Annotated in this window: 18 protein-coding genes; 8 read left to right on the forward strand and 10 right to left on the reverse strand. The window is 56.9% G+C overall.

Annotated elements, in window-relative coordinates:
• Positions 1 to 293: 293 nt before the first annotated feature.
• Positions 294 to 1,058, reverse strand: coding sequence for a hypothetical protein (locus NLY42_RS02760; protein WP_156933832.1), 765 nt, complete (start codon positions 1,056 to 1,058; stop codon positions 294 to 296).
• A gap of 538 nt (positions 1,059 to 1,596) precedes the next feature.
• On the opposite strand from NLY42_RS02760, the gene NLY42_RS02765 reads away from it, so the two are divergent.
• On the forward strand, positions 1,597 to 2,220 hold the full coding sequence (locus NLY42_RS02765; RefSeq protein ID WP_031252996.1) for a GGDEF domain-containing protein: 624 nt from the start codon (positions 1,597 to 1,599) through the stop codon (positions 2,218 to 2,220).
• A gap of 176 nt (positions 2,221 to 2,396) precedes the next feature.
• On the opposite strand, the gene NLY42_RS02770 is transcribed toward NLY42_RS02765, so the two are convergent.
• Positions 2,397 to 2,753, reverse strand: coding sequence for a hypothetical protein (locus tag NLY42_RS02770; RefSeq protein ID WP_023755108.1), 357 nt, complete (start codon positions 2,751 to 2,753; stop codon positions 2,397 to 2,399).
• A gap of 327 nt (positions 2,754 to 3,080) precedes the next feature.
• On the reverse strand, positions 3,081 to 4,277 hold the full coding sequence (locus NLY42_RS02775) for a type IV secretory system conjugative DNA transfer family protein (protein ID WP_245263565.1): 1,197 nt from the start codon (positions 4,275 to 4,277) through the stop codon (positions 3,081 to 3,083).
• Positions 4,278 to 4,569: 292 nt separating this feature from the next.
• Between NLY42_RS02775 and NLY42_RS02780 the strand changes: the two genes are divergently transcribed.
• The 6 genes from NLY42_RS02780 to NLY42_RS02805 all read left to right on the forward strand — a co-directional run bounded on the left by NLY42_RS02780 (position 4,570) and on the right by NLY42_RS02805 (position 11,662).
• Positions 4,570 to 6,291 (forward strand): ParB/RepB/Spo0J family partition protein, encoded by a 1,722-nt coding sequence (locus NLY42_RS02780; protein ID WP_023755110.1) that lies wholly within the window; start codon positions 4,570 to 4,572, stop codon positions 6,289 to 6,291.
• Positions 6,292 to 6,396: 105 nt separating this feature from the next.
• Complete coding sequence (locus NLY42_RS02785) at positions 6,397 to 7,704, forward strand: hypothetical protein (protein ID WP_023755111.1); 1,308 nt, start codon at positions 6,397 to 6,399, stop codon at positions 7,702 to 7,704.
• A 230-nt stretch (positions 7,705 to 7,934) separates the two neighbouring features.
• Entirely contained in the window at positions 7,935 to 8,291 is a 357-nt protein-coding gene (locus tag NLY42_RS02790) for a helix-turn-helix transcriptional regulator (RefSeq protein WP_023755112.1), read from the forward strand.
• A gap of 104 nt (positions 8,292 to 8,395) precedes the next feature.
• Entirely contained in the window at positions 8,396 to 8,800 is a 405-nt protein-coding gene (locus tag NLY42_RS02795) for a RuvC family protein (protein ID WP_156934601.1), read from the forward strand.
• Between the two features lie 90 nt (positions 8,801 to 8,890).
• Positions 8,891 to 9,778 (forward strand): ArdC family protein, encoded by an 888-nt coding sequence (locus tag NLY42_RS02800; protein WP_023755114.1) that lies wholly within the window; start codon positions 8,891 to 8,893, stop codon positions 9,776 to 9,778.
• A gap of 204 nt (positions 9,779 to 9,982) precedes the next feature.
• On the forward strand, positions 9,983 to 11,662 hold the full coding sequence (locus tag NLY42_RS02805; RefSeq protein WP_023755115.1) for a recombinase family protein: 1,680 nt from the start codon (positions 9,983 to 9,985) through the stop codon (positions 11,660 to 11,662).
• Positions 11,663 to 11,821: 159 nt separating this feature from the next.
• Here the strand turns inward: NLY42_RS02805 and NLY42_RS02810 are convergent, their stop codons facing one another.
• Both NLY42_RS02810 and NLY42_RS02815 read right to left on the reverse strand, forming a co-directional pair.
• Positions 11,822 to 12,532, reverse strand: coding sequence for a hypothetical protein (locus NLY42_RS02810; RefSeq protein WP_156933830.1), 711 nt, complete (start codon positions 12,530 to 12,532; stop codon positions 11,822 to 11,824).
• Between the two features lie 264 nt (positions 12,533 to 12,796).
• Complete coding sequence (locus NLY42_RS02815; protein ID WP_023755117.1) at positions 12,797 to 13,675, reverse strand: hypothetical protein; 879 nt, start codon at positions 13,673 to 13,675, stop codon at positions 12,797 to 12,799.
• Between NLY42_RS02815 and NLY42_RS02820 the strand changes: the two genes are divergently transcribed.
• The gene (locus NLY42_RS02820) at positions 13,676 to 13,879 is read left to right on the forward strand and encodes a hypothetical protein (protein ID WP_023755118.1); all 204 of its coding nucleotides are present in this window, start codon (positions 13,676 to 13,678) and stop codon (positions 13,877 to 13,879) included.
• A gap of 1,253 nt (positions 13,880 to 15,132) precedes the next feature.
• Here the strand turns inward: NLY42_RS02820 and NLY42_RS02825 are convergent.
• From NLY42_RS02825 to NLY42_RS02845, 5 genes are all read right to left on the reverse strand, one after another.
• Positions 15,133 to 15,471 carry a hypothetical protein gene (locus NLY42_RS02825; RefSeq protein WP_023755121.1) on the reverse strand — a complete coding sequence of 113 codons (339 nt, stop codon included), beginning with the start codon at positions 15,469 to 15,471 and terminating at the stop codon, positions 15,133 to 15,135.
• A 292-nt stretch (positions 15,472 to 15,763) separates the two neighbouring features.
• Positions 15,764 to 19,546: a CHAT domain-containing protein gene (locus NLY42_RS02830; RefSeq protein WP_023755122.1), complete on the reverse strand. Its 3,783-nt coding sequence runs from the start codon at positions 19,544 to 19,546 to the stop codon at positions 15,764 to 15,766.
• A gap of 225 nt (positions 19,547 to 19,771) precedes the next feature.
• Positions 19,772 to 20,950 (reverse strand): hypothetical protein, encoded by a 1,179-nt coding sequence (locus tag NLY42_RS02835; protein ID WP_156933828.1) that lies wholly within the window; start codon positions 20,948 to 20,950, stop codon positions 19,772 to 19,774.
• Positions 20,943 to 22,841 (reverse strand): ORC-CDC6 family AAA ATPase, encoded by a 1,899-nt coding sequence (locus NLY42_RS02840; protein ID WP_023755124.1) that lies wholly within the window; start codon positions 22,839 to 22,841, stop codon positions 20,943 to 20,945. The genes NLY42_RS02835 and NLY42_RS02840 overlap by 8 nt, the downstream gene beginning before the upstream one ends.
• Entirely contained in the window at positions 22,838 to 23,953 is a 1,116-nt protein-coding gene (locus NLY42_RS02845) for a phosphoribosyltransferase-like protein (protein WP_156933827.1), read from the reverse strand. The genes NLY42_RS02840 and NLY42_RS02845 overlap by 4 nt, the downstream gene beginning before the upstream one ends.
• Between the last annotated feature and the right edge of the window lie 6 nt (positions 23,954 to 23,959).

The following is a 23,959-nucleotide window of genomic DNA, read 5'->3' on the forward strand; positions in this document are numbered from 1 at the left end:
GCTTCAGCTGACGTCCTTATCACTAGATGAGCTCGAAATTCACCCTTAGGATTCTCCACTTCGTCGGCCATTTGAAGTATCTCCCATTAAGGCCAAGTAGCTCCTTAGTTAGAACACGCTTCGCCGTAGGGGTCAATCGACTTTCGATGCGCGAACTGCACATCCTGCGAATGAGGTTGGGGGCTCGAGAGTCTGACCTGGACTTCTATTGCCAAGGGGACAGATACTCGCCAGCAAAAAGCCACGTCCGCCACAGTATTCCTGAGCTAAGGCAGGAAGTTCAGGATCGAGGCTTAGCTCTTCGAGTCTCGAACAATGGTAATTTTTACATTCTCTGTTAGGCTGCGCTTGATCCCAGCCCCGATTGAACCTTGACTAAGAAGCTTCACGATACTCACGGTGCCGCCTGCGTCGATTTCTGCTACGAAATTGAACGTAAGGACTTCCTCTTCTACAATTGCTGGATTGTCCCTAGCATCATCTAGGGCTGACTTAAGGCGCCCAGCAATGCCGAGATCTGCACCGAGCGCCATGCCGTCGTTCGACGGATTGGATCCAGGCCCGTTGCGATCGCAAGCATCGTAGAATGCGCTGCGAGGAAAGCTGTAGGAGGGTGGCTTGCCACCTTCCTTGGAGAGTATTTGTTTGAATGCGAGCAGTCTCTTTCCTTGAATCTGCTGGGAGGACGAGTTCTGAATGGATATGCCCGGAATGCCGCCAGCACCCCCAGCGAATTCCCGATAGTCTGTCTGCACCGGTGAGTTTTTGAAGAGACCCCCAGCCAGGGCGGCCGTGGTTCTGTCGGACTGCTCATAGAGAACGATCGACGCTGTGTAGTTGGCAATGTCGAAAGTCTGCTGTGTCGGACTGTATGAATTGTCACTGGATTTGAGGTTGGCGAGCGTCCGAACAGCCGAGATTAGCTCGCACTCGATTTTCCCCATGACCTTTTCACGGGGAAAATCTGTGTCTGAGCGTAGCGGAGGATAGCCAGCGCAGGCGGTAACAGAAATGGCAGATGCCAGCATCGGCACTGCCGCATGAAATAAACGTCTCATTGCAATCCCCGCCGCCGCAATTTTGACGCCATCCTATTTAACTCATTGCAATCTGCAACAATTATGTGCAGCAATATTTTGGATGGCGACACTTATCTAACGTGGGTATGCGACTGTGAAGCTTGTTGGCCTGAGGATTTTAGTTGTGGCGGCGACGCTAGTCGGTTCTGCCGCCGCGTCTCCGGTACGCTCTGATACAATTGACGAGATTTGTGCGCGCCAAGCGGCTAGTATTTCTCTGAAGGGTGACGCCGCAGCCAAATATATGGCAGCGTGTCGTCGAAACTATTCCAGCAAGAGCCCGCCTGCTACTGTTGTCATACCGGACGATAGCACGGTAGACAAAATTCAGAACTCTGAAAACGGCACTGCGAAGTAGGATACCCCACCATTTCTGTCTGCGCTTGGGTATTTATATCCCATGCACGCACCAACTTGCTATCGCTTCCTCGGCTAATTTCTGGCCCGAGTTTCTAGAGGGATTGAGCCGGTCGTCGGCCGTTGCAACGCGAGGAGCAATTGCGGTGTTCATTGGCGAATGCTTCTCAAGGGCTGCGTGAGCGCCGGGTTTCACATGGGAGTCAAATTTGAACTGGCGGTCGCAAACCACAAGCTGGCCGACGCTGCCACCATCGATCGCTTGGCCATGTGTTTGAACCGGGGTGCATTCTCCACGATGGTGGAAGCAAGGATGTTCCGCCAGAGCGAGGCCGAGCAGGCAAAAGCCAGCGCTTTTCTTGTAATCGACGCTGATCATTTCAAGTCGGTGAACGATCGCTTCGGCCATGATCAAGGCGACGAGGCACTGCGTTTGATCTCTGCCGCGATCCGGTCGCAAATCCGGTCGGGTGATCTTGTCGGAAGGCTCGGTGGCGAGGAGTTCGGAGTATATCTTCCAGGAGCCGACCAGCACGAAGCGGCACTTGTAGCCGAGCGCATCCGCGACCAGGTAAAGAAGGCTGCATTCCGGCCAGGAGGCAAGGAATGCGTGTTAACGGTCAGTGTCGGCGGCGCGACGTTTTCTCAGGCTCCGGCTTTCGCAGAAATGTTCAGGCTCGCTGACGAAAGGCTCTATGACGCCAAGCACGCAGGCCGCGACCGCGTGCGCCTGGTCTCTTTCGATGCAGCCGGCCAAGCCGCCCACGCTTCCTATCTTCACTAGGGGAGTCCGGGGCCGCCGCGTCGAAAATCCGGAATTTCCCCGGAGCGTCAACGAGCTTCCGGTTCGCTTAAACACTTCAGACTGAATGTCAGGCCCGCATCACCGTGCATTGTCGCCATACAGCAAGCAGCCCACACAGCAATACGCCGTCTGGATCCCGTCGGCGCGACGATCCATCAGGCCCGCAGCATCGAGTGCAGGATTGCCTGCATGTGTTCTTCCAGGTCGAGTTCGCCCCGTGCCTCAACAGTTAACAGGTACTCGGCCTTGAGTCGGCGGTCGCCTCCGCTAGTTGCAGGAAAGGCGCAGATGGCCAGCAGTGCTTGCTCCTCAATCCGGTCTGCCCTCATACGGTCGTGCCGGCTGCTGCCCGCTCGATGAACAGCCCGGTGGAGCGCGTCATAGGCGGTCTCGTGGGTTGCGATCAGAGCTTGCAATCCGCGCGAGCTTCCCTCCCCTTCAGCAAATGTCGGTTCAACGACGGACGCAACGGCGGTGAACGCAAGTAGTGTACGGCGGGTGATCCCGGGCATGCCTCATGTCCTTGTCAATTGATGAGTGCAAGGAAACCATAGCACCGGCGCAGCGGCTCGCGGAGATGCCCCGCAATGCGATCACACTTTCTGCTGACAAAACGTCTCCGACTCCCGCAGCTGCCCCGCCTATCGTTGGCTGGTTGAGCACCCGAAAACAAGAACTGCGAGTGGTGTCACCCCGCGAGCGCCCCCTCCCCCTGCTCCAGCCAACCCGGCGGTACGGCTATCGGCCAACCAGCCACCAGCGGCGTGGTCACCGGCTGGGGGTCCCTACTGGCTGCCCGCTTGCGGCCATTCCGCGGATGAGAACGCAAGCCAACACAATCAGCTCGGCGCCAAGGTTTCGGCGCTGAACGGCTTCGACGGCATACCGTCGATCATGAGCTTAATGTAGATGTTGTGGTTTCCAAGGCTCAGTAGGTCGCGTTCTGATATGACCTGACCGAATTCCCGGGAGAGATAGGCAGCGTCCTCGGCTCCCAGCCGAAACGATATCACGGTGCCGGCATTGCCAAGCACGGCATGCCTGATGTCCGGTTCCAATTGATACAGGTACTGGTGTGCAGCGATCATTCCGACTTTGTATTTGCGCAACTCGGAAAGCATGTTGGCGACCGACAATGTCGTGAATGACTGGAACTCATCGACGTAGCAGAAGAAGGGACGGCGCTCCTCCTCTGAAATGTCAGCCCTGCTCATCGCAGCAAGGCCGATCGTCGTCACCAGCAGGGCGCCGAGAAGTGACGCGCTGTCATCGCCAACCTGTCCTTTGGCGAGATTGACCAGCAGGATTTTGCCCCCATCCATCATTGCACGGAGATGGATGTCGTCTTTGGGCTCGGTGAGTATCTTCCGAAGTGTTGGGTCGGATAACATCGCGCCCAGCTTGTTCTGGATTGAGGCTATCCCGTCGGCACGGTAGCCAAATGAATAGCGGTCGTATTCCTTTTCCCAAAACGTCTTGACGGTCGAGTTGCGCAAGGAGCTGGCCACCTCTTTTCGAAACGCCTTGTCCGAGAACAGTCTCAAAACGTCTGACAACGTCGCGCTCTTCTGTTCCAGCAGCGCGAAGACCGCATTGCGCAGGATATGCTCCATGCGAACGCCCCAAGAGTTGCCCCACACTTTTTTCATGGCCTCCAAAATCCCTGAGGCAGCGAGCGGGATGCGATCCCGCCGCACCCGACGGAGGGGATTGTAGCCGAAGGGTTGATTTGAGTCGGGAACGTTCAGGTAACGAATGTCGTCGCGTCGATGATGTGGCACTCTTTCCGAAATCCGTGTGACGACATCGCCATGCGGATCGATGAACGCGATGCCGTAGCCGTGCTCGATGTCCTGCAGCGCCATGGTCTCAAGCAGCGTCGATTTGCCCGTACCGGTTTTTCCGATCACGTAGACATGGGAGAAGCGGTCAGCCTCATTGATCCCGAAGACGCGTCTATCACTCCTGGATGCAACTTTGGCGAATAATATCGGCTGCTGGGAATTGGCAGGTTCCATCTCATAACGATGGCTCAAGGAGCTAGGGACCGCACGGTCTCACTTTGTGTCTGTCTGGCAAGGACCGGCTTTTCGCCTCCGCATTGAGCGGTTCATGGCCCGATGCGAGTGGGCGCTTTCCCCATCGATTGATGACCTGACCGGCAGTCAGCTTTTCCCGTCTCCACCAGTTCTTCCCGACGTCGCATCTTGGGTCGAGGCGGTTCTTTGCCAGCCTCGTGTCCAGTCGGACACGTTCCCTAGCAACCCATCGCGAGATGCCGAACGGGTACTCCCGTCAATGCACTCGCGTGTCATCAAGGAGACTACCATGTCACAGACCTATCTTCCTCTCTCGGCACTGTGTGCCCCGAAGGGCAATCCGCGCCGGACATTCAGCAAAAGCTCCATTGCAGGACTCGCGCAAAGCATAATGCACGATGGCGTTCTGCAGAACCTGACGGTGATACCTCAGGAGGACGGACGCTATCGCATCCACATAGGCAAGCGCCGGTATTTGGCGCTTCAGATGTTGAAGCGAAACGGCGACATCGACGATACCTACGGCGTTCCCGTCATCGTCAAGGAACACCTCGATGGGGGCGACGCGCATCGCATCGCCACGGTCGAAAACATTCAGCGCGAAGCCCTCGATCCGATTGATGAGGCCGAGGCATTCGGCACTCTGTTTCGGGGCGGTGCCTCGCTCGCGGATGTCCCAGCCCAGACGGGGCTCTCGGAAAACACTGTACGCCGGCGCCTAGCACTCGCCAGCCTGTCAAAGGAGGCAAAGGCGATGGTTCGTTCGGGCATGATGCCGCTATCGATAGCCGAGGCACTTACGCTCGGCAACGAGGCCCAGCAACGGCAGCTCGTGGAAGCGGTGAAAGGCGGCGCTCATCTGAACGGAGATTATGTCCGCGCCACCTTGCTGAACGATCGTCCGACCAAGTCCGCCGCCGTGTTCGATCCCGCGCTTTATACCGGAACCTACACGACGGATCTTTTTGGTGATGAGAATGCGACGTTCTTCGATGATGCCGACGAATTCCTGAGACTGCAGAAGAAGGCAGTCGATGAAATCGCCGACAAGCACCGCAAGACCGCCGGGTTCGTTGACGTCTTCAACGGCTACAGCGCACCCTGGTGGCAATACCGACAGGCGGCCAAGGGCGAGGAGCATGGCGTGGTCATCAACTTGTCACCGAGCGGAGCCGTCGAAATCCGCAAGCGCCAGGTACGAAACAAGTCTGATGAAAACGGCTCGGACGAGGAGCAAGAGCAGACCGAACCAAGGCAACGGCCGGAGTTCGGTCCAGGGCTATTGCGCTACTTCGCTCATCAAAAGACCATTGCTTTGATGGGAGCGCTCGCCGAGCAGCCGCGCAGGATGATGGAGGTCACCGCGGTCCTGCTGTTGTCGGCGCATCTTCCCGGCAACCGCATCCGCATCGAGCCGCATTCGAGCTTGCGCGACGGCGACCTGATTGAAGCGCGGCCTAAAGGCTATGCGGCAATGGACGGCACCGCACAGGCGCTTATAGAACGGCTTGGTCTCGTCGACGACGCGGACAAGCCGGACTTGGAAACACTCTTTGCGCTGGCGGGCACCATGGATGAAGCCGGACTCCATGGCGCCGTGAAGAAACTGGCAGATGACGATCTGGTCTTCCTGATAGCGTTCCTGCCCCTGGCCGCGTTTGGCAAGGATGGCATCAGGGAGCAGGACGACCCGAAGGGTCTCTTTGCCAGTGTCGCGCACGATCTCCCGATCGCAATGCGTGATTGGTGGACCCCCGACGGGCGTTTCCTTTCAATGCTTCGGCGCTCACAACTGGAAGATGTTGCGATCGAAAGCGGTGCCTCGATCGGGCTTGGGAAGATCTATCGCTACAAGAAGAAGGACCTGGTCGTGGCACTGGCCAACTACTTCCTCAAGACATCCGACTCGTCGGCCGAACTCGACCAGTTCGACGCGAAAGGCCGCAGCTGGCTGCCTAGGCTGATGCGGCTGGTCGAAGAGGAACAGCCATCTACCGAAGATGCAGCCTGACAAAATTGCCGCCCAACCTGGGCGGCTTCTTTTTGTGCGGCAAACTGACAGGCCGGCCAATTCTGGCGTCGCGCCGCGTCCAAGGATTGATGCGACAATGGCGTCATGCATGACGAGTCAAAAAACCGCTCCCGTTCGGTTGTCTCGGATGTTCTCGCCGACGGCTCGCTGATCGAACTGGTCTATGACCCGCGGCTGCGTAAGACCTCACTGACCCGCTATTTGAATGGCCAAGTGATAACGCAGCCCGCAATAAAGCTCGATGACGGCGACACGCTGATCCCGATTTCGGCGGGCAACAATCTCATTCGGCACGAAGCGGTGTTATTGCCTTCGGAGCCACAGGAATATGGCGACGAAGCCGCGCTGGTGAAGGACATCCAGGCTTTCATTCATCGCTATGTCGATCTCACGGACGCCTTTGAGCTGATTGCCACCCACTACATTCTCCTGTCATGGGTCTATGACGCCTTCAACGAGCTGCCGTACCTGAGGCTGCGCGGCGACTACGGGACGGGCAAGACCAGGGCCTTGCTGATCATTGGATCGATCGCCTGCAAGCCGTTCTTTGCTTCCGGCGCCTCGACCGTGTCCCCGATCTTCCACACGTTGAACGCGTTTGCCGGCACGCTTGTTTTCGATGAGGCCGACTTTCGCATGAGCGACGAGAAAGCCGAGCTGATCAAGATATTGAACAACGGCAATGTCCGCGGCATGCCGGTGCTACGCACCATGATCAACAACAAGCACGAGTTCAATCCGGCGGCATTCAACGTGTTCGGGCCGAAGATCGTCGCAACGCGTGGCGTCTACGACGACCGGGCACTGGAGAGCCGCTTCATCACCGAAATCATGACGGGCCGGCGGCTGCGCAAGGACATTCCAATAAACCTGCCGGATAGCTGGCGCGAGCAAGCACAACAAATCAGAAACAAGCTGTTGATGTTCCGTTTCCGCAACCGCTCGAAGGTCCGTCTCGAAGCTAGTTATGTCGATCCAAAGCTCGAGCCGCGTCTCAATCAGGTGCTGGTCCCGCTGCTTTCAGTTATCTCCGACAAGACGGTCCGAATTGAGATTCAGGAACGCGCGAGCGCCATGCAACAGACGATCGTGCTCGACCGGGGATTGTCGATCGAGGCGGATATTCTGGAAGCGCTGACGGCGCTGATCTCCGACACGTCCCGGACCGCCATCGCGATCAAATCCATTGCCGAGGCCGTCGCCGAAAAACACGCGGTGGAGTATTCGCGACCAATCACCCCGAAGTACGTCGGCTCGCTGCTGCGACGACGCCTCAATGTGGCGATCTACAAGAGTAACGGCTCCTATGTCGTGCCGACGAGCGAGTGGCCGAAGATCAAGGACCTTTGCCGCCGCTATGGCATCGATACCGAGACGCCCTCTCCTTGCTGATCACAGTGGACTTGGGGACATGTGGACATCGCTGGGGCCGAATGAGCCTGAGCCGGCCTGCTAGAAACACGTAAACGTCCAGCCCCATGACGTCCCTACGTCCCCATGTCCTTGCTGTTCGCATGGCGTATGGGACAATAAAATTGCCACGCTGGCAGTTTTTGCCACCTGCTCTTCCTTCCACAACTATCCGATCATGGGCAGACCGCACGCATTGCCGGCGGCCAACTATGTCAAGAAGACTTGCGATCTATCTCAAAACGTTCCGCCGCCAGCATGGCTTGAGCCAGAAAGAGGTGGCGTTCCTGCTCGGACTGAAGAGTGACACCCACATCTCTCGCATTGAACGCTATCTGCGCGAACCTTCGGTCGAAACGCTGATCGCCTGCTCACTCATCTTTGGATGCCCAGCTGAGGACCTCTTTCCCGTTCTTTTTGTCACGTCGCGCCAAGCGGTCAGGGAGCGCGGGCAAAAGCTCTTCGAAGATCTTCAGGGCAACCCACAACGCGTCACCCGCAGCAAGCTCGATCTGCTCGACGACCTGCTGCAACGGCTATCTGACGACCAATCTTCACCAACCCTATGATGGATCGGCGCCGTTACGATTTGGTGTTCTCGATATATCTCAACTCAGAGGGTTTTGGCTGGGTCCTGTTCGAGGGTCCGTCATATCCCGTCGAATGGGGCACCGTGAGACAGCAAGGAAAGGCAAAAAATGCCCGCTGCTTCCAAAAGGCTGTCGAGCTGATCGAGAGGCTCAGGCCAGACGTTATCGTCGTCGAAAAAATCGTCGCGGCATTTTCTAACCGCACGGCACGCGTGGTCAAGCTAAGCGTCATTCTCGAGACCTACCTCGAAGGCCTCGGCATCCCCTTCTTTCGCTATTCGCGAGAGGACATCCGGAAGGCCTTTGGAAATCTCCCCTCGCCGTCCAAGGACGGGATCGCCGAGGCGATCAGCAAGTCGATCCCGGTTCTGTTTCGGTTCGTGCCACCCAAGCGCAAGCCATGGAAAAGCCAGGACGCGCGCATGGGCCTGTTCGATGCTGCTGCGCTCGCCCTGACACACTTTCAAAACATCGATGCCCAGCAGTGACCGCAGGCCTGCAAGGCTTGCCTGGGCCTCCTCCGGCCCATTGGGAAGCATCGGATGTTCCGGTGCTTCCGTCATGGACAGGAGGTCATCATGAACGTTGTTCCTTCACACAGCAGACGCGACATCTATCGCGAAATCACCCAGTCGATCATCAGGGCTATCGAGCAAGGCGCCGGCGAATTCGTCATGCCTTGGAACAACGATGGCACGGTGCGTCGGCCGCAAAACGCCTGCACGGGAAGTCTCTACCGCGGCATGAACGTGCTAGCGCTTTGGGTCACTGCAACGTCGCGCCAATACACCACCGGATTTTGGGCTTCCTATCGCCAATGGCAGGAGTTGGATGCTCAGGTTCGCAGGAGTGAGCGTGGCGCGCCAATCGTGTTCTACCAAAAGCTGGATCGAGGAGAGGACGAGCACGACGAAGAACACTCTCCCCAGATGGTGTTGCGCACGTCCTTTGTCTTCAATGGCGATCAGGTCGATGGATGGAAGGCGCCACACGCGGCCGATGTCGATATGGTGGACCGCGTTGCCGCCGCCGACACCTTGGTTGCCGCCACCGGCGCAGTTATCCGTCACGACGCTGCTGGGGCTTGCTATTTGCCCGTACTCGACTGCATCGACATGCCCAAAAAGTCGCGTTTTCTCAGGCGATCTTCGAGCTCGGCGACCGAGGCCTACTACTCCACTCTGTTCCACGAACTCACGCATTGGACAGGCCATGAGAAGCGCCTCAATCGCGATCTGCGCGGCCGCTTCGGATCGCGAGCCTATGCCGCCGAAGAGCTGGTGGCTGAACTCGGAGCGGCGTTTCTGTGCGCGGACACTGGCATTGCCAACAGCCCACGCCAGGATCACGCTGCCTATGTCGCGGACTGGCTCGCTTTGTTTTCTGATGATCCGCGGGCTCTGATGACTGCTTCTGCCAAGGCCAGTGCAGCGGTAGAGTTCATCGCTGCCTTCCGGACTGCGTGAGTTGTTTTAGAGGCCCCCGTTCACCGGGGCCTTTCATTTGCTCCAATAGGCCAACTGGATGCTTTTGCGGTCTGCAGATCCAGTAGCTGAAAGCTATACGATGACGTCGTTCATCGCGGCCGAGTTGACGAAGCGGACAAACCGATTCGCAATTTGGCGGTGTTGAATGTATCATTTTCCAGCGGGCGGACAGGACAGTTCGGCTTGGTCACGCCCGCCACATTTGTCATGAAATACTTCGTCTATTGCCGGCGCTCCTCCGAGGCGGAGGACCGCCAGGTCATGTCCATCGAGTCGCAAAGGAGTGAGCTGCGGCGCCTTTTTGCCGGAACACCCGGTATTGAAATTGTCGAGTGGTACGAGGAATCAAAGAGCGCGAAAGCGCCCGGACGACCAATCTTCGACACGATAGTGAACCGCATCGAACGGGGCGAGGCCTCGGGTATCGTTGCTTGGGCGCCCGATCGGCTTGCGCGCAATTCCATTGATGGCGGACGCCTGATTTATCTCCTGGATCGCGGAAAACTCGCCGACATGAAGTTCGCGACTTACACCTTCGAGAACAACTCGCAGGGCAAGTTCATGCTCCAGATCATGCTGGGACAATCTAAATACTATTCCGATGCGCTGTCCGACAATGTCAAGCGCGGCAATCGGACGAAGGTGGAGCATGGATGGAGGCCTGGCAACGTACCGCTTGGCTATAAGAACGATGCTGCGACAAGAACGATAGTGGTCGATCCGGTTCATTTCCAGCTCGTCCGAAAGATGTACGATCTCATGCTGACTGGTGCCTATTCGACCAGGCAAGTCGCTCGCGTCGCTCGTGAGGAGTGGGCATTTAGGAGTCCGAAGCGTCGTCGATCTGGTGGGGTTCCGCTCTCGCTGAGTTCGACCCACAGGATGCTGACGAACCCTTTCTACGCGGGCCTGATCCGCTGGAATGGCCAAGTCTACAAAGGCAAGCACGAACCCGTCGTCTCAATCGACGAGTTCGAAGCGGTCGGCCGGCTCATTCGCAAGCCCGGCAAGCAGCGGTCGATAAGATACGCATTTGCGTTCACCGGGATGATCCGCTGCGGAAACTGCGGGCTTCGAGTGACCGCCGAGAACAAAACCAACCGCCAAGGCCACCGTTACGTTTACTATCACTGCACCAAGCGACGCGTAGACATAGACTGCAAAGAGCCTTCGATCGAGGTCAAGGCTTTGGAAGCTCAGATACTCGGCTTCCTCGAAAAGCTCACCATCGAGCAGCAGATTTACGAGTGGCTGATCGAAGAGCTTAAGCACGACCTCGTTTTTGAGGCGACCGCGCAGGAGGCCATCCGAAAATCTTTGGAAACAGGGATTGAAGAAGTCGCCGGCCAAATAGCCGAGATGACAAGCCTGCGGCTACGCAATCTTGTCACTGACGAGGAATTCCTTGCGACGCGCCGCAAGCTTCAAACCGAGAAGCTCCGCCTTGAACAGGAGCTGGTCGGGAATGGGCACCAAGGCGCCACGTTCGAACCTATTCGTGACGTCATTTCGTTCAAGAGCAGAGCCACCGATTGGTTCCGCAATGGCACCCCGGTCACTAAGCGGCTTATCCTCGACACTTTCGGTTCGAACCTGGTTCTGAAAGACAAAAAGCTCTTAACTGACGCCGTAAAACCGTTCTCGGTTTTGCCACCGGACACGCGGTGTCCACGAGGGCGGGCGCTTGGCCACACTGATCGAACTTCTGCATCACATCGAAGCGCGCTGCGGATCCTACGAAAGATGAGCAGAGCACTGAACGCCGAGCCCAAGCGAGAGAAGATTATTCAGAACCTTCAGACGTTGAGAGAGCATCTGGCGGAGGGCGATGAAGCACGTGACACAGGTTCAAAAGCTGCGTGAGACGCTGCTGCGCCACCTCTCGTGGCAGGTCCTCATCATACACCTTCTTCCAGAGAGCGATAAATTCATCGAGCCGTTTTTCTTGATCCATAATGGTTGCTTAGTACTGGACAACCAAGAAATCATGAGGTCGACGAGGGGTCAAAATTGTCCTCTGGGCTAATGCGCTTGCTTCTTTCGTTTTAAGAGGGCACCGAGTTTGTGCTCCCATCCGTCACGATGTTCGATCCGGTCAAAACCCTCGCGGTCGCCTTTTAGGAGATCCACCCGACTTCGCTTGCTCAGGCGCTCCCAGTCCTCATACATGACGTAGATCGCATTCCCGTAGTTGAGATTCTCAAACGCTACAAGATTATTGCCGTATTTTGCTCCGAAATACCGGAGAAACTCATTGGTTCCAGCGATATAAGCTTCAGGTTTGAAACGCGATAATACACGAAGCCTCTGTTCCATAACCTTTTGAACGCTCTCGGATACCGCCCGTTTTCCCTGTAGCATGCGCTTGATCACTTGATCAGCGGCACATGGTGGCAGAATCTCCCAATCTATGTGCACGGTCTGCATATACTCAGCGAGCGTCGCCCTGCTTTGGAAGACGTCGATCGCTCCGACATTTTCCTGCAACAAGTTCAGGTTGTACAAAAGGTCGTTGTCGAAATCAGTTGCCTGCCTGCTTAAGGTCTGATCGATCGCAAATTTGAGGGCGAAATGCCCATCGCTTGTTGTTTCAAGGAGTGAGATGGAGAGCTCAACCTCCTTTGGTGGAATAAAATCACGCTGGAATACGTCGCGGGTCCTTGTGTGAGTATAGTAGCCCTTGGACCAGTCGCCCCAGTTGGGGGTATCCCACGACTCCGTCTTCGTTGTCATCGGCAGATCCTTTCTTATCAGGACCTTCCCTTCTACGTTGGCTCGCGAGTAGCGTCCGGACGATGGCGCCGGGATCTGTGGCGAAGGGAGAATTAGCCTACTGCCCTCGGCCTGTAGGCCCAGATGCGCATAGACCCCGATATCATCACCTTTGATCGTCCGAACACATGCAACGACAATATCGTCCAGTTCGAACGTATGAATACGCTCAAGGATTCGCTTTGGTACGACTCTGATATTCTTTTGCATCGCGTAGATTGTACGCTAAAATCTCGAAGCTGAGAATTTATCAAAGGCAGATATCCCCGTCGTAAGAAGCGGGCAGAGTCGACCGCGGCGCGTGGCTGTTGTGCCCTTATCCAACACAATGTTCGCTACCTTCCATAGGTCGGGGGCAGGTGTGTCGCCTATGGAGACGTGGAAGACGCGACCTGGCGCTGTTCGATGCGCAAGTACATTGCGTACTTCGCGCAATTCTAGGTAGGCACCGTGCACTTCGAGAGCATCCAGAGAAGCAATGATCGGGTCGCTCTGAAACGCGGATCGATACCGCGCGACAGTTTTTGGGGCCGTAACGTTGCGCTGTTCCTTCGCGGTCGTCATCGGAAAAGCCACAGGATCTAGCAAAGCCCCCGCCGCATGGAGGGCATAGAAAAATGCCTCAAACATTGAAAAGCCAGAGTTGAAAAAACCGAACAAATCTCGCTCTTGGTTATGCCGCTCCTCGGCAGGAGGGGCGGTTCCATGCTTTGAAATGGACGCCGTGAAAAGATCGTCGTGCGTCACGAGAGCCTTGAACCTATGCGTGACGGCGTTCCAGGCGCCGGCGAACTCGGCGTAGATTGCCTTATCAAGTCCGCCCTTTCCGGCAATCCTGCGATGGATCGATTCGTATTCCGACAACGGAAAGTCCACAGGCATAAAGAGGCCGGTCGTTGTGGTCGCAATCCCACCTGTCTGAATTCGACTCATTACTGAAGGATACCAGAACGGGGCGAGTCGAGGTAAGGACACAAACAAGCCGCTATTGCGGATATCCTGTTTGATTCCCTGGCCGGGGCGTGCTCTCGCAATAGGAATGAAAGCGAGAGCCTGCGGAAGCAATGCAAACGTAATTTCATCTGACCTGAACAGGAGGTTCACATGGGTTGGTGGAGCAGCGATAGCAGCAGCGGGAACAATGGAACAGAGTCAAACGACTTTGATCCAGGCATAGCTAACAACAAAGCTGAGGCGCAGGCCGCCAAAGATGCCGCAAAAGAATCACTGATCGAGAGAACATATAGCGATTCCAAAGCCAAGGAGGGCGCAGACTCTCTTTGGAGCTCGATCTTCGGCAAGAAATGAAATGTCGCACTGGGGTGGCGGGGTAAACGCCCGCCACTTCCAGTTGCAAGTATTTGTTGTATCCTTGAGAGATGCCGGAGAAACCGAGCGGATGGAGGCCCTCTCAACTAATTCTTGAAGCTTCACAAAACCCAACGTCCAGAGACGAGCTTCGACGATTGCTCCTACCATATGCTACAGACGCCATAGTCAATTACATGGTCAAGCGCGGCATTGTTGGATCTCGAAAGGACGAGTTGGTTGAGATTGGAATGAATCCATTCGAGGACGTTTTCTCAATATTCATCAAAGATCCTGAAAATTTGTCCAAAACTCCGGAATATTTCTTTCAGTATTACAGATGGTGGATGCGGCAGACGCTCACCCGATATCTAAATCCGTAGGTCACCAGGTCTACATCCCTCTAAGAACTCGGCCGATGCTCGTTTTCCTCCTCAGCCGCCTCCAGCAGTAGCTCGATCGCCTCTCCAGCCACAGATGATCGGCTACGCCGCAACGTGCGAGCCAGGTTCTCTAGCCGTTCGGCAATTGGCTTGCGTATCCTGACGGTGACGGCGACAGTGTCGTGCATCTGCATGGATACAGAATAGCGCCGGGGCCAGAGCCGCAGAAGGTGGCAAAACTGTCCAATTTGGCAGGCACCGCGCGTGGACGCGTTCGAACCCGACGGATGTGAAATTGGAAGACTGCGTTGTGGCCACAAGGTTTTCTGCCGATCTGCAGCATTTGTGCACAAATGCATCAAGGCGGGGCGCTTGGCCACACTGACCGAACTTCTACATCACATCGGAGCGCGCTAAGGATTCTGCGAAAGATGAACGAGGCGCTAAACGCCGAGCCTAGGCGGGAGAAGATCATTCAGGACCTGCAGACCCTAAGGGAGCATCTGGCTGCGGGGCACGAAGCACACGACACAGGTTCAACAGCTGCGTGAGGCGTTGCTGCGCTACCTCTCGCGGCAGGCCCTCATCATACACCTTCTTCCAAAGAGCGATAAATTCGTCGAGCCGTTTTTCGTGATCCATGATGTTTGCTTACTGCTAAGCAAACAGAGAATCGCTCCGCAGAGAAAGGCGTCAAATTCTGCCTGGCCAGCCAAGCAAAGATTTTTTGATCGATCCGTGGTAGATTAACAATGGATTCCAACACAGAACCGTTGCCGGCTATGACGCGCATAATTTCCATTCTTTGGACCTGTGGGCCTCCCTCCGGAGTCCGGCTCTTTTTTTGAACTTGCTTTCCAGACACGGCCGTCAGCGGTTCAAAGGGTCGCCTAGGTGCGACCCTTTTTCAACTTCCGGCACTGGATCAACAGGGCCCATCTTCAACCCATAAGCTTGGTTCAGTTTCGCCATTAGCGCCTCATGATCATTTTGCAGGTGGTCGAGATGGATCTTTTCTACTCCCACTTTCTCAGCCTCCAGTTCCAACCACTTCCCTTCAGACCTAAGGTTCGTGCCTATGAAGTCTGTCACATCGCGTATTGCCCGAACAAGGGTGCTTTTAGAACGAACCTTTTTGCCCTCCCTCCAGCGCTCTTCACGATACAGGTACTGATTACCTTTGATCTTGCGGATCCGGTAAAAGGCCATCCGCCTTCATAACACAGGTAACAACTCGGGACCATTCAAACACGGCGCACCATGGCACCACATCTGTGGCCCGAACTAAACCACACCTGTCAAAACTCACGCAGTACGCCTCTCGATTCGAATGAGGGGCTGCTTCGCCGCAGAAGCCGGTTCTCGTTGTCGTCCGCTTTGCGCCTCATAGCGGCTGTAGAGATAAGCTATGCCACTTCCTAAAATCGGTCCGACTGCTACCGGCTTCAATGGCGAGCGGCCTCCTCGTTTTGCCAATCCACGCTCGGACCGACTAATTCGATCACCTGCTACGGTGGACTCTCAAAGGGTCGCCATAAACGTTCATGGCCAAGGCTTTGGCAGGCTCAGCACCTAGCGCCTTCGCAACATGCTGATTAGCCAGAAAATTGGCTTCGGCGAGCGGCTTACCGGCCATCCAGCTGTCGAGGAATGTCGGCAGCCATTGGTAGGTTACGACGGAATCCAATGGCCAAGGCGAAGCTACGACTGCAGAGCAGCCCTGATCGAGGATAGCCTTCGCCAATCCAGTCGTCGTAACGGCGTCGGGAACTTTGTCCGCCCGTCCGCCGCTGCAAATGAACAGAACGACCACACCGACATTGCGGACAGACGCCGCGAGTTCCCTGCCGGTTGTGACAAGGCTTCCTTCATCGCTGACTCGTTGGAAGAATCGTCCATCAAGACCAAGGCCGCCGTGCGCGGTCACTATAACAAGCTCGGATCCCGCGAGATTTCCAGGAATTTCAGGTCCGGTGTCGAGTTCGATTCCGTGTTTGTCGAGTGTCTCGCTTAACCGCCCCGCGATCGCGACGAAGGTCTGACCAAGCCTTTCCTCTTGCGAAATCCAAGCGACCAGCCGACCGTTTGTCTTGGGTGGATTAGCCCGCGCGGCCTTCAGCCAGGAAAGCGAAGGCGCTGAAGCCAACGGCCTTTCCTGACCGGCAAAGTCGTCATTGATCCGAATAATGTTGCTGGGCAGTTGTTGCAGGTCCGCATCGGCAATGACAACAACCGGGCCATTTGGCAAGGCGCTGAGGCGGAGCTGCTCTGTGGTGATGTAGAACAGGTTTGGCGTCTTCTCGTCGATCCCGTAGCGAAAGGGAAACTCATCCGTCCATTTACGAAATTTAGCTACGGAGAAGACGTCGTCAGGTTCGCTCGTAACGCTCTCACGTCCTTCGACCCAATCTACGCGTGTCAGGCGATGTTCGGCATCAACTCCGAGGAGGACGACCGATATACCCTCTCGCGATAGGGTTCTTGCGATATCCGCCGCATCCTCGATCTTCTGCAGCGGGGGAAGTGGTTTCGACGTGACTTGCCAACCCGGTACGGGAATAGCTCTGTCAGCGAGCATTTCGACAGCGAATGTCGATACGATTCCATCTCCCTTTGCCGCTTCAGTCGCTAACAAACGACGCGCAGCCATGGCGGCAAAACGTGCATCGAACCCGCTATCGTCCGCATAGCGGGCGCTCTCGATATTTCGATGCAGTTTAAGAATTTCTTGTGCGTCCGGTTGGCTGGATGAAAACGTACGGGCCATTGCCGCGACCGGCCCACTCGCCTTCGGCAAGAGCTGGTCAAAGGCATCGAGGCTGAGTTTGGGAACATCCACATTCGCCAAGCGCGACCAGAGAATCAATTGTCCAAGCAGGATGGTTGCGGGATCGACAGCGTCGAAACGATCAAGCGCTTCTTGGGCGGCCCGTGTCGACCGATCCAAAAGGCTCGGAAGCTTTGCTTTAAGGTCATCGGACTGCCTTATCGCTTCCGCCACATCTAGGGACAACGACATGAAGCGATGTCGATGCGCATTGGCATCGGTCAACCCCATACGCTCAAGAATTTCTCCTCCCTTGGCGTGAACCTGACGGGCGATGGCCACCATCCCCAAGTCCCTCAACAGACGTACCAAGCCGTTGGTCTCATGCCAGGCTTCCTTGCCGGTCAAAGTTGTATTGCCGGCAGCGGCGCACGCGAAGGCGATCAAACTTTCAAGCTTGTTTCCCAGCCGTTGATAGATGTCCGCCACCGCAAACCAGCTCATCCGCATTCTGGCCGGAGTGTCCTCTCCCAGTCTTAGCGCTTGCTCGGCCATGTCTCGGGCGAGTTGCACACGACCGACCGTTGCAAAAGCACCGGCCGCGACGCGGATCATCGGAAGGTCGTGATTTTGTACCGCTGCGTAAGAATTAATCCCGATGCCAAGGCCGACCCACATCATTATCTGATTGATGTCGGCATCATCCTGAATGCGACCGCTTACATGCTGGATCATCCGCATGACCGCCGGCGCGAGCTTGTCGGCCGACTCAGGTAGCATTTCCTTTGGCAGAACGATGCGATCGAGAGAGATCGGCGATTGCTGGGAAAGCCACAGGAATGCCTGCTTCAGGGCATCAAGCTTCGCCGACAACTCCTCAATGGAGGGGCCCTCCTCAGTGTCGACGTCAATGAGATCGAGCGGCCGCCTCATGAAGTCGAGCGCTATCGTTGCGATCAAGGCCACACCCAAAGTGCCGGTCACATCGAGCGACAACACATGAACCAACCGCGTGCGGGTATGAGCATCGGTCGTATTGCGCGCGAGATATTCGACGACGCGGGCGATCGCCGATTTGAGTTGTTCAGCTGCAACCCGTAACTGACCCTTTTCGTCGCGATCGAGGGCGAGTTCCTCGACAATACTCAGGACTAGGCGCGCGGTAATGGGCGATTCGATCGTTCGGCGGGTCGCGATCTCTAACGCATGCATTGGCAAGCGCCGTAGCCGCGCATCGCGGGTCAGGATGGCGGTGATCTGCTGGAATTGATCCTCGAAGCGTTTCGACAAACCCGCTTCAATCGCAGCGTAGTCCGGAACGCCTTGTTTGGGCAGTGACGCGGAAAGTGCCCTAAAAAGATCGCGCATCCGCGCGTTCCCTTGGCTCTCTGCCAAAGCGGCAAGACCGTCATAGTCTCCTGCAAGGCCTAACAGTCGCCAGGCTCGCTCGACAAGGACCGAATGCTCCGGGAACAGTTTTTCGAGCCGCGCGGCCGCTCGCGCTTCAAGATCCGGCTCCGAGATTTTGGAGGCAGTATCAAGGGCTAGAGCAAGCCCTTCCACGTTGTTTAGACCCTCGATCGCGGGCCTGAGAAATTGAGCAGCCAAGAAGGTCGCGCCGGCGTCGGATGCGATGCGGGCCAACTTCGCCAGAACAAACGGACCTGTGGCATTAATAGGGTACTTTTCTATCTCTTCGAGTGCTTGTCCATGCAAGCCGCCACGATGAAACACTTGAACGCGCAGGAAGGCCTTTTCTTCCGACCTCAAATCGAGCGCTTCGATGTCGCGAATGACAACACCGATGCGTCCTTCCGCGATGAGCTGATCCCACAGGTCGAGGCGATCGCCGAGGATCGATTCCATGCTATCCGCCATCTCGCCAGCAACCAGGCCGACGTCGTCTAGCGATTTCAGCGTTTCGATGTGGACAGATTTTCTGGGTACGAACTCACCCGTGTCCAGCACGACGTAGGAATTCTTGCCGCGCGTCACCGCAAGCAATTCGGAGCACAGGGAATGAACCTGAGGCACCCAAAAATCTTCGGGCAGGCTCGGCTTGTCAGGCTCCAATTCGATCTTGGCGTTCCGAAATGCAGCCGCGTCATACACAATGATCGCGCTTCTTTCTGGAACATCTCGTATCTCGGCGATCACCGATTCAGATCGCAAATCGGACAATTCGACAAATCGAAATCGTTGGTCGGCATCTTCAGCGGCGGGCGGCCGCAGCTCATCCTTCTCTATTCCGTCCTCCAACTGCGCCTTGAGGCCTTTCAGCTTGGGACCTGATCCCGGCGGGGCAATCAGGATAATTTGGCTCAATGGCGAGTTTTTTTTCTCATCATGAAATGAAAGGAGGAGGAGAATCAGATGCCCGACACGCTGGGTTACAGAGCCTCCGCCGATGCAGAGTATGTCTCCTCCTCCAAAGCCTAAGCCGTTTTCGCGATAGAATGCCTCGAGGGTCCGATCAGCGGCTTCGCTCTCCTCTTTATTTGTGGTTTCCTCTCCCATACAGCGCCGGCTCCTTCCATCTCGTCTTGTTGTACCTTTTTGACTGTCTGATCCCCCGTCGCCTTCCCTTTACGGTGCAAGACATTACAGCGGCAGTTAGTATTTCCTGATAGCGGTTGCTGGAAACCCGCCTGTAACCTTGAGCTTTCGTTGACGGGAAATGGCAAGTCGATCCGCTTGGGGTAACGGCGCAAGTGTTAGGCTGTTCGGGGCTACGTCGCTTAGCTAGACGTTCCGCTCGTCCGACATGCCGGCGTCCGCGGCAGTCTGAGCGACAATCTCCCACTCGCCACGAATCCACATCGAGTATAACTCGAACGGATCGTCCGGCTTTTGGACCGGATCGGCGTATGTCGCTGTCTCGACATAGGGTATTCCCACCTTCAGCCGCTTTCCGGGAACCTCGCCGAATAGATGGTCGTAGCAGGCCAGCAGCACCGCAATTGAGAGGAGCTTTGAAGACAGCGGGGATACGAAGGCCTTGCAGCCGCCAAGCGTATTCAGCGCGCGTCGATACCGGTCCATCGCCTCGAACACCTGCTTGTAGGCTTCGAAAGGGTTGTATTCGCATGCGAGGAGAATGTTACGTGGCTCGACCTGGAAGGTGTCGAAGAGCAATTCGCGGTGCTCATAGATGATCTCGTCCCCACGTCGCGGCTCTCGCGACGGGAACGGCACGACCGGGCAAATCTCATCCGGGGTGAGCTTCTGGTGGATCCTATCGAGACGGTCGCGCTGACTCTCCCCAAGAACAGGAAACCAGACGTGCGGTAGGTTCTTAGTTGTCTGCGATGTAAGTTCTCCTGAGAAGCCGCGCACGAACGACACTTGGTCCCGTAGTGAGCCTTGGCCCGCTGCGAGGTCGGCCGTGACGCTCTCCGCCGTAGTGACGTGCAGATTGACGCTCCTGCCGGTCGCCGCTGCGAGGTCGAGGCCACGCAGCAGCACGGCGACGCTCGTCATCGCGACCATCCGAGGCATCGCACTGATGTCCACAATGACGTCGTCATACGCATTTGGATCGCCGGCCCCGCGAATCTTCTCATAGGTTTGCCGCGACGCGACAGGCTCCTCGAATGCGCCCCCAAGGTTGATATCCACCTCCTTTATTCGCTCGGGTGGAAACAGCTTTCCGAGGCCCTCGACGTTCTTCTCCGTCCTGGCACGACGAATCGCGCTGTCCTGCTGGCCGTTGTGGAACGCGAGGAGCCAGACATGGACGTTGGCGCTGAGCTCATGGAGCCTACGAGCGGTCTCCAGTGCGCGGACGTCGAAGCCCTTTCCGACCACGAGGAGTATCCGCCGCTCACGCTCCGCGAGGTGGCGTTTCCAAAAGACGTTGAACTTTGCATCGCCCGTAAGCGAGTACGGATCCCAGCGCATCACCGCTTCGCCATCAGACAAAGGTCGGCTCCTCTTCCTTGCCGCCATGCACTTGCCACGTGATCAGGTCTTTGATTTTCTTTTCCCTCCATCCTCCATACCCTAGCGGGAGTCCGAACTGCACGCAGAGCAGGCGATTGAGGTAAAACACGACGAATTTCTTGTTTTTGTTGCTATGGTCTAGCCGCGGCACCAACAGGTTGTGTGCGACCAAGGACGTGACGACGTCGCGCAGGCCGCGAAGGTGCTTGATCTGATCGTCGGGTGTGTCAATCAAGGTCTCGCGGTCCTGCATTGTGATGCCAATTCCTGTTACGCCGGGCATATACGGCGCGGTCTCACGGAACGTCTGCGCTTGGCAGAAGGAGCAGATCCCTTCGAGGAGCGTCTTCGCGTCCCGACCGAGTGGTAAACGGCGGGTGAGATCGTTCCAGCGGGCTTTGGCGATGCCTGTGATGATGTTGTGCTGCCGTTCGGCAGACAGCGGCATCGGCACGTCCCGAAGGAACTGAATCTTGGCGGATATCTCCTCGAACAGCTCGCCACTAACGGCCAGATACTGCTCAACGTTAAACGAGGACACGTCGGCGATTGCGTCTCGCCCGAAATAAATCGGCGCCCCTATTTCCGTTCGGACGAAGTGCTCGGCGGCGCGCGCCAGCCCGCTGCTCTGCCGCTTGTCGAACTCCTCCGTGGAGAGCGAGATGAAGTCAAACGTCGGCTGCTCATTTCTTCTGTCGCGCGCGACGAGGACCTCGGTCATTCGCCACTGGATGGCGCGCTCGACGACGCTGCCGTGCTTCTTGCGCGCCGTGTCGAGCCACACATCGTATCGCGGCGTCTGGCCCATCTTCGCCAGAATACGTGTCTCAACATCGACGCACGCCTGTTCGAACTTCGGCGCCCAGACAGCAAGGTCGTCTCCGTCAGCGATCAGCGCGAACATGTCCCGGTCGCCAAAGTTGTCGGCCTTGGCTGCCCGCAGCTTGGCGATGTTCTCTACAAATCGGGCGTACACCGCTCCGCGCCGATCACTCCATTGCCGCTCAAGCTGTATCACGCCGTTATAGTCGCGATTTTCCAGCGCACCCTCAGATAGCAGGTCCTTGTGGGTGAGCGTCTCCAGGCGCTCGGCGATCCAGACACCGCACTTCGCGCGGGCGCCGGTCACGAAGTCGAGGAGCGAGCGTCGCTGATTGGCGGACAGCGTCTGGAGCTCGTCGAAGAGCAGCACGCGCCGCGCCTCAACTGGTCCGAGAGGGCTGGAGATGCGAGAGTTGGCGAACCACTTCAGGCCATCGAGCCGCGCGTGGCCGCCTTTTACCGGTTGCGGCTCGCCGAGCACGTCCATCCGTCCGTAAAAGTCGGTTTCGATCTGCGACGCCCAGTCGAATAGTTCACTGCCAGTGGCTGTCGCTGGAATCGTACTGCCGGACTCCGGCTCCCAATCGAAGCTAATCTGCTCAAGATCGCGAGGAAACGGACGGCCGAGCCATTCTAGGACGGCGCGCATAGTTGCGATCACGATGCGCGAGTTGACCAGCTCGCGGAAGAGCGCGTTACCGCGGTCAAACGCCGCCAATTCGCGAAACTCGCTGGTAAACTCCACCATTGTGCCGAGCAATTCCGGCCCGTGGATTCCGATGGCACCCACTTCGCGGAGCGCCTCTTGCGTCGCCTTTACAGTCGAGCTTCCGCTCGCTAGCGAGTTAACGAGGCCTAGTGGACGCGGTGTGAGCAGGCGCAGGAAGGTGGTCTTGCCGCCGCCGGGCGCACTCCGCATAAATACCACGCTCCCCCAGGGATCACCGACGTTCTGGAGCAGATCGATCGCGCCAGCGCCGAAGAGCCGTACAAACTCCTCGTCCGTTGTTGCGCGCTGCGACGCGCTGATACGAAAGGGGTTCCTCACGGCTGCTGTAGCTTCCGATGCCGGCTTACGCGTGGGAACAGGCCGCGCACGGTGTGCACGTCCTCCGCCCAGAGAATGTAGACCGAGTTGTTGGGCGTGTTGTGGTTTAGCACGACTGGCAACCTGCCGTTCGCGTAACCGTAGCGTTTGGTAGTCTTGCCAACCTTGCCATGCTCGTCGTCGGCTTCGGGATCGAAATATCGATCGTCGGCCATGAGCGCGAAGAATGGAGCGTCGCGTTTTTCGTCCAACGGGGCTGCGGCTCCTAGCCGACACACGACCTCGAAGCAGATCTCACCCTTGAAGGGCAGCTTGGGAAGCAGCCCTTGAATATGGTCAATCGCTTGATCGCTCGCGATGTACGCGACGATGGTGACTTTGACGTCCTTCACCACGCATGCGCCAAGTCCGTCGGGCTCGGCCAACGCCTTTATTATGGTCGGGATCTTTCCATCCCAACCTTCCTTCTCGTCGATGCGAATGGCGCTCGTTCCGCTCGCGGTGAAGTCGTCGATAAGGATAACGTTCTCGAATAGCGCGGCATCGTCTTTGGGCTCGGCGCCAGTCATCTTTGTCAGGTCTCTCTTGAGCTTTCCCAGCATGTTTGCTGCTTTGACCTGCGACGGGTCGTAACCGAGGAAGACCTGCTCGTTAGAGATCAAGGGGTTGGCGCGTCGGAACCAGTCGGTACGTGCGCCGTCGCTCATGCCGAGGTATAACGTGCGGCGGTGGAGCGTGCGGTATTCCGTGGTCTCGGTGATCGCCTTGACCCGGTCTACCGGGACGCCACTACGAGCGCTAGCCGTGTCGAGCAGTTTAGGCCTGATGATGGTCGGGAAGGTAAGCTCGACGAGATGGTTTATCTCCCCCGCGCTGAAGAAGATCAGGCGGCTACACACGAAGTCGTAAGCCGTGCGGCGTTCGGCGCCGGCGTCAAACTGGGCGAGCCATAGCGCCAAACTCTCGATGAAGCGCCGGCCGGGCGAGAATTGCTGATATTCGTCGTATTTATAGCTGGCAAACGTCTCCAGCCGTGCGCGTTCCCGAGCCTTCTCTTCATCTGTCCAATCCATGATCTTGGCTAAGAGTGCCTCAGCCAATTCCTTCTTCACGCCTCG

This window comes from Mesorhizobium sp. C372A (assembly GCF_030323245.1).
Classification (GTDB): domain Bacteria; phylum Pseudomonadota; class Alphaproteobacteria; order Rhizobiales; family Rhizobiaceae; genus Mesorhizobium.

Coding starts and splice junctions, on each gene's coding strand:
- NLY42_RS02785 (WP_023755111.1), top strand. CDS start 6,397: ATGCATGACGAGTCAAAAAACCGCTCCCGTTCGGTTGTCTCGGATGTT.
- NLY42_RS02820 (WP_023755118.1), top strand. CDS start 13,676: ATGGGTTGGTGGAGCAGCGATAGCAGCAGCGGGAACAATGGAACAGAG.
- NLY42_RS02765 (WP_031252996.1), top strand. CDS start 1,597: ATGCTTCTCAAGGGCTGCGTGAGCGCCGGGTTTCACATGGGAGTCAAA.
- NLY42_RS02830 (WP_023755122.1), bottom strand. CDS start 19,546: ATGGGAGAGGAAACCACAAATAAAGAGGAGAGCGAAGCCGCTGATCGG.
- NLY42_RS02760 (WP_156933832.1), bottom strand. CDS start 1,058: ATGAGACGTTTATTTCATGCGGCAGTGCCGATGCTGGCATCTGCCATT.
- NLY42_RS02790 (WP_023755112.1), top strand. CDS start 7,935: ATGTCAAGAAGACTTGCGATCTATCTCAAAACGTTCCGCCGCCAGCAT.
- NLY42_RS02800 (WP_023755114.1), top strand. CDS start 8,891: ATGAACGTTGTTCCTTCACACAGCAGACGCGACATCTATCGCGAAATC.
- NLY42_RS02770 (WP_023755108.1), bottom strand. CDS start 2,753: ATGCCCGGGATCACCCGCCGTACACTACTTGCGTTCACCGCCGTTGCG.
- NLY42_RS02780 (WP_023755110.1), top strand. CDS start 4,570: ATGTCACAGACCTATCTTCCTCTCTCGGCACTGTGTGCCCCGAAGGGC.
- NLY42_RS02810 (WP_156933830.1), bottom strand. CDS start 12,532: ATGACAACGAAGACGGAGTCGTGGGATACCCCCAACTGGGGCGACTGG.
- NLY42_RS02825 (WP_023755121.1), bottom strand. CDS start 15,471: ATGGCCTTTTACCGGATCCGCAAGATCAAAGGTAATCAGTACCTGTAT.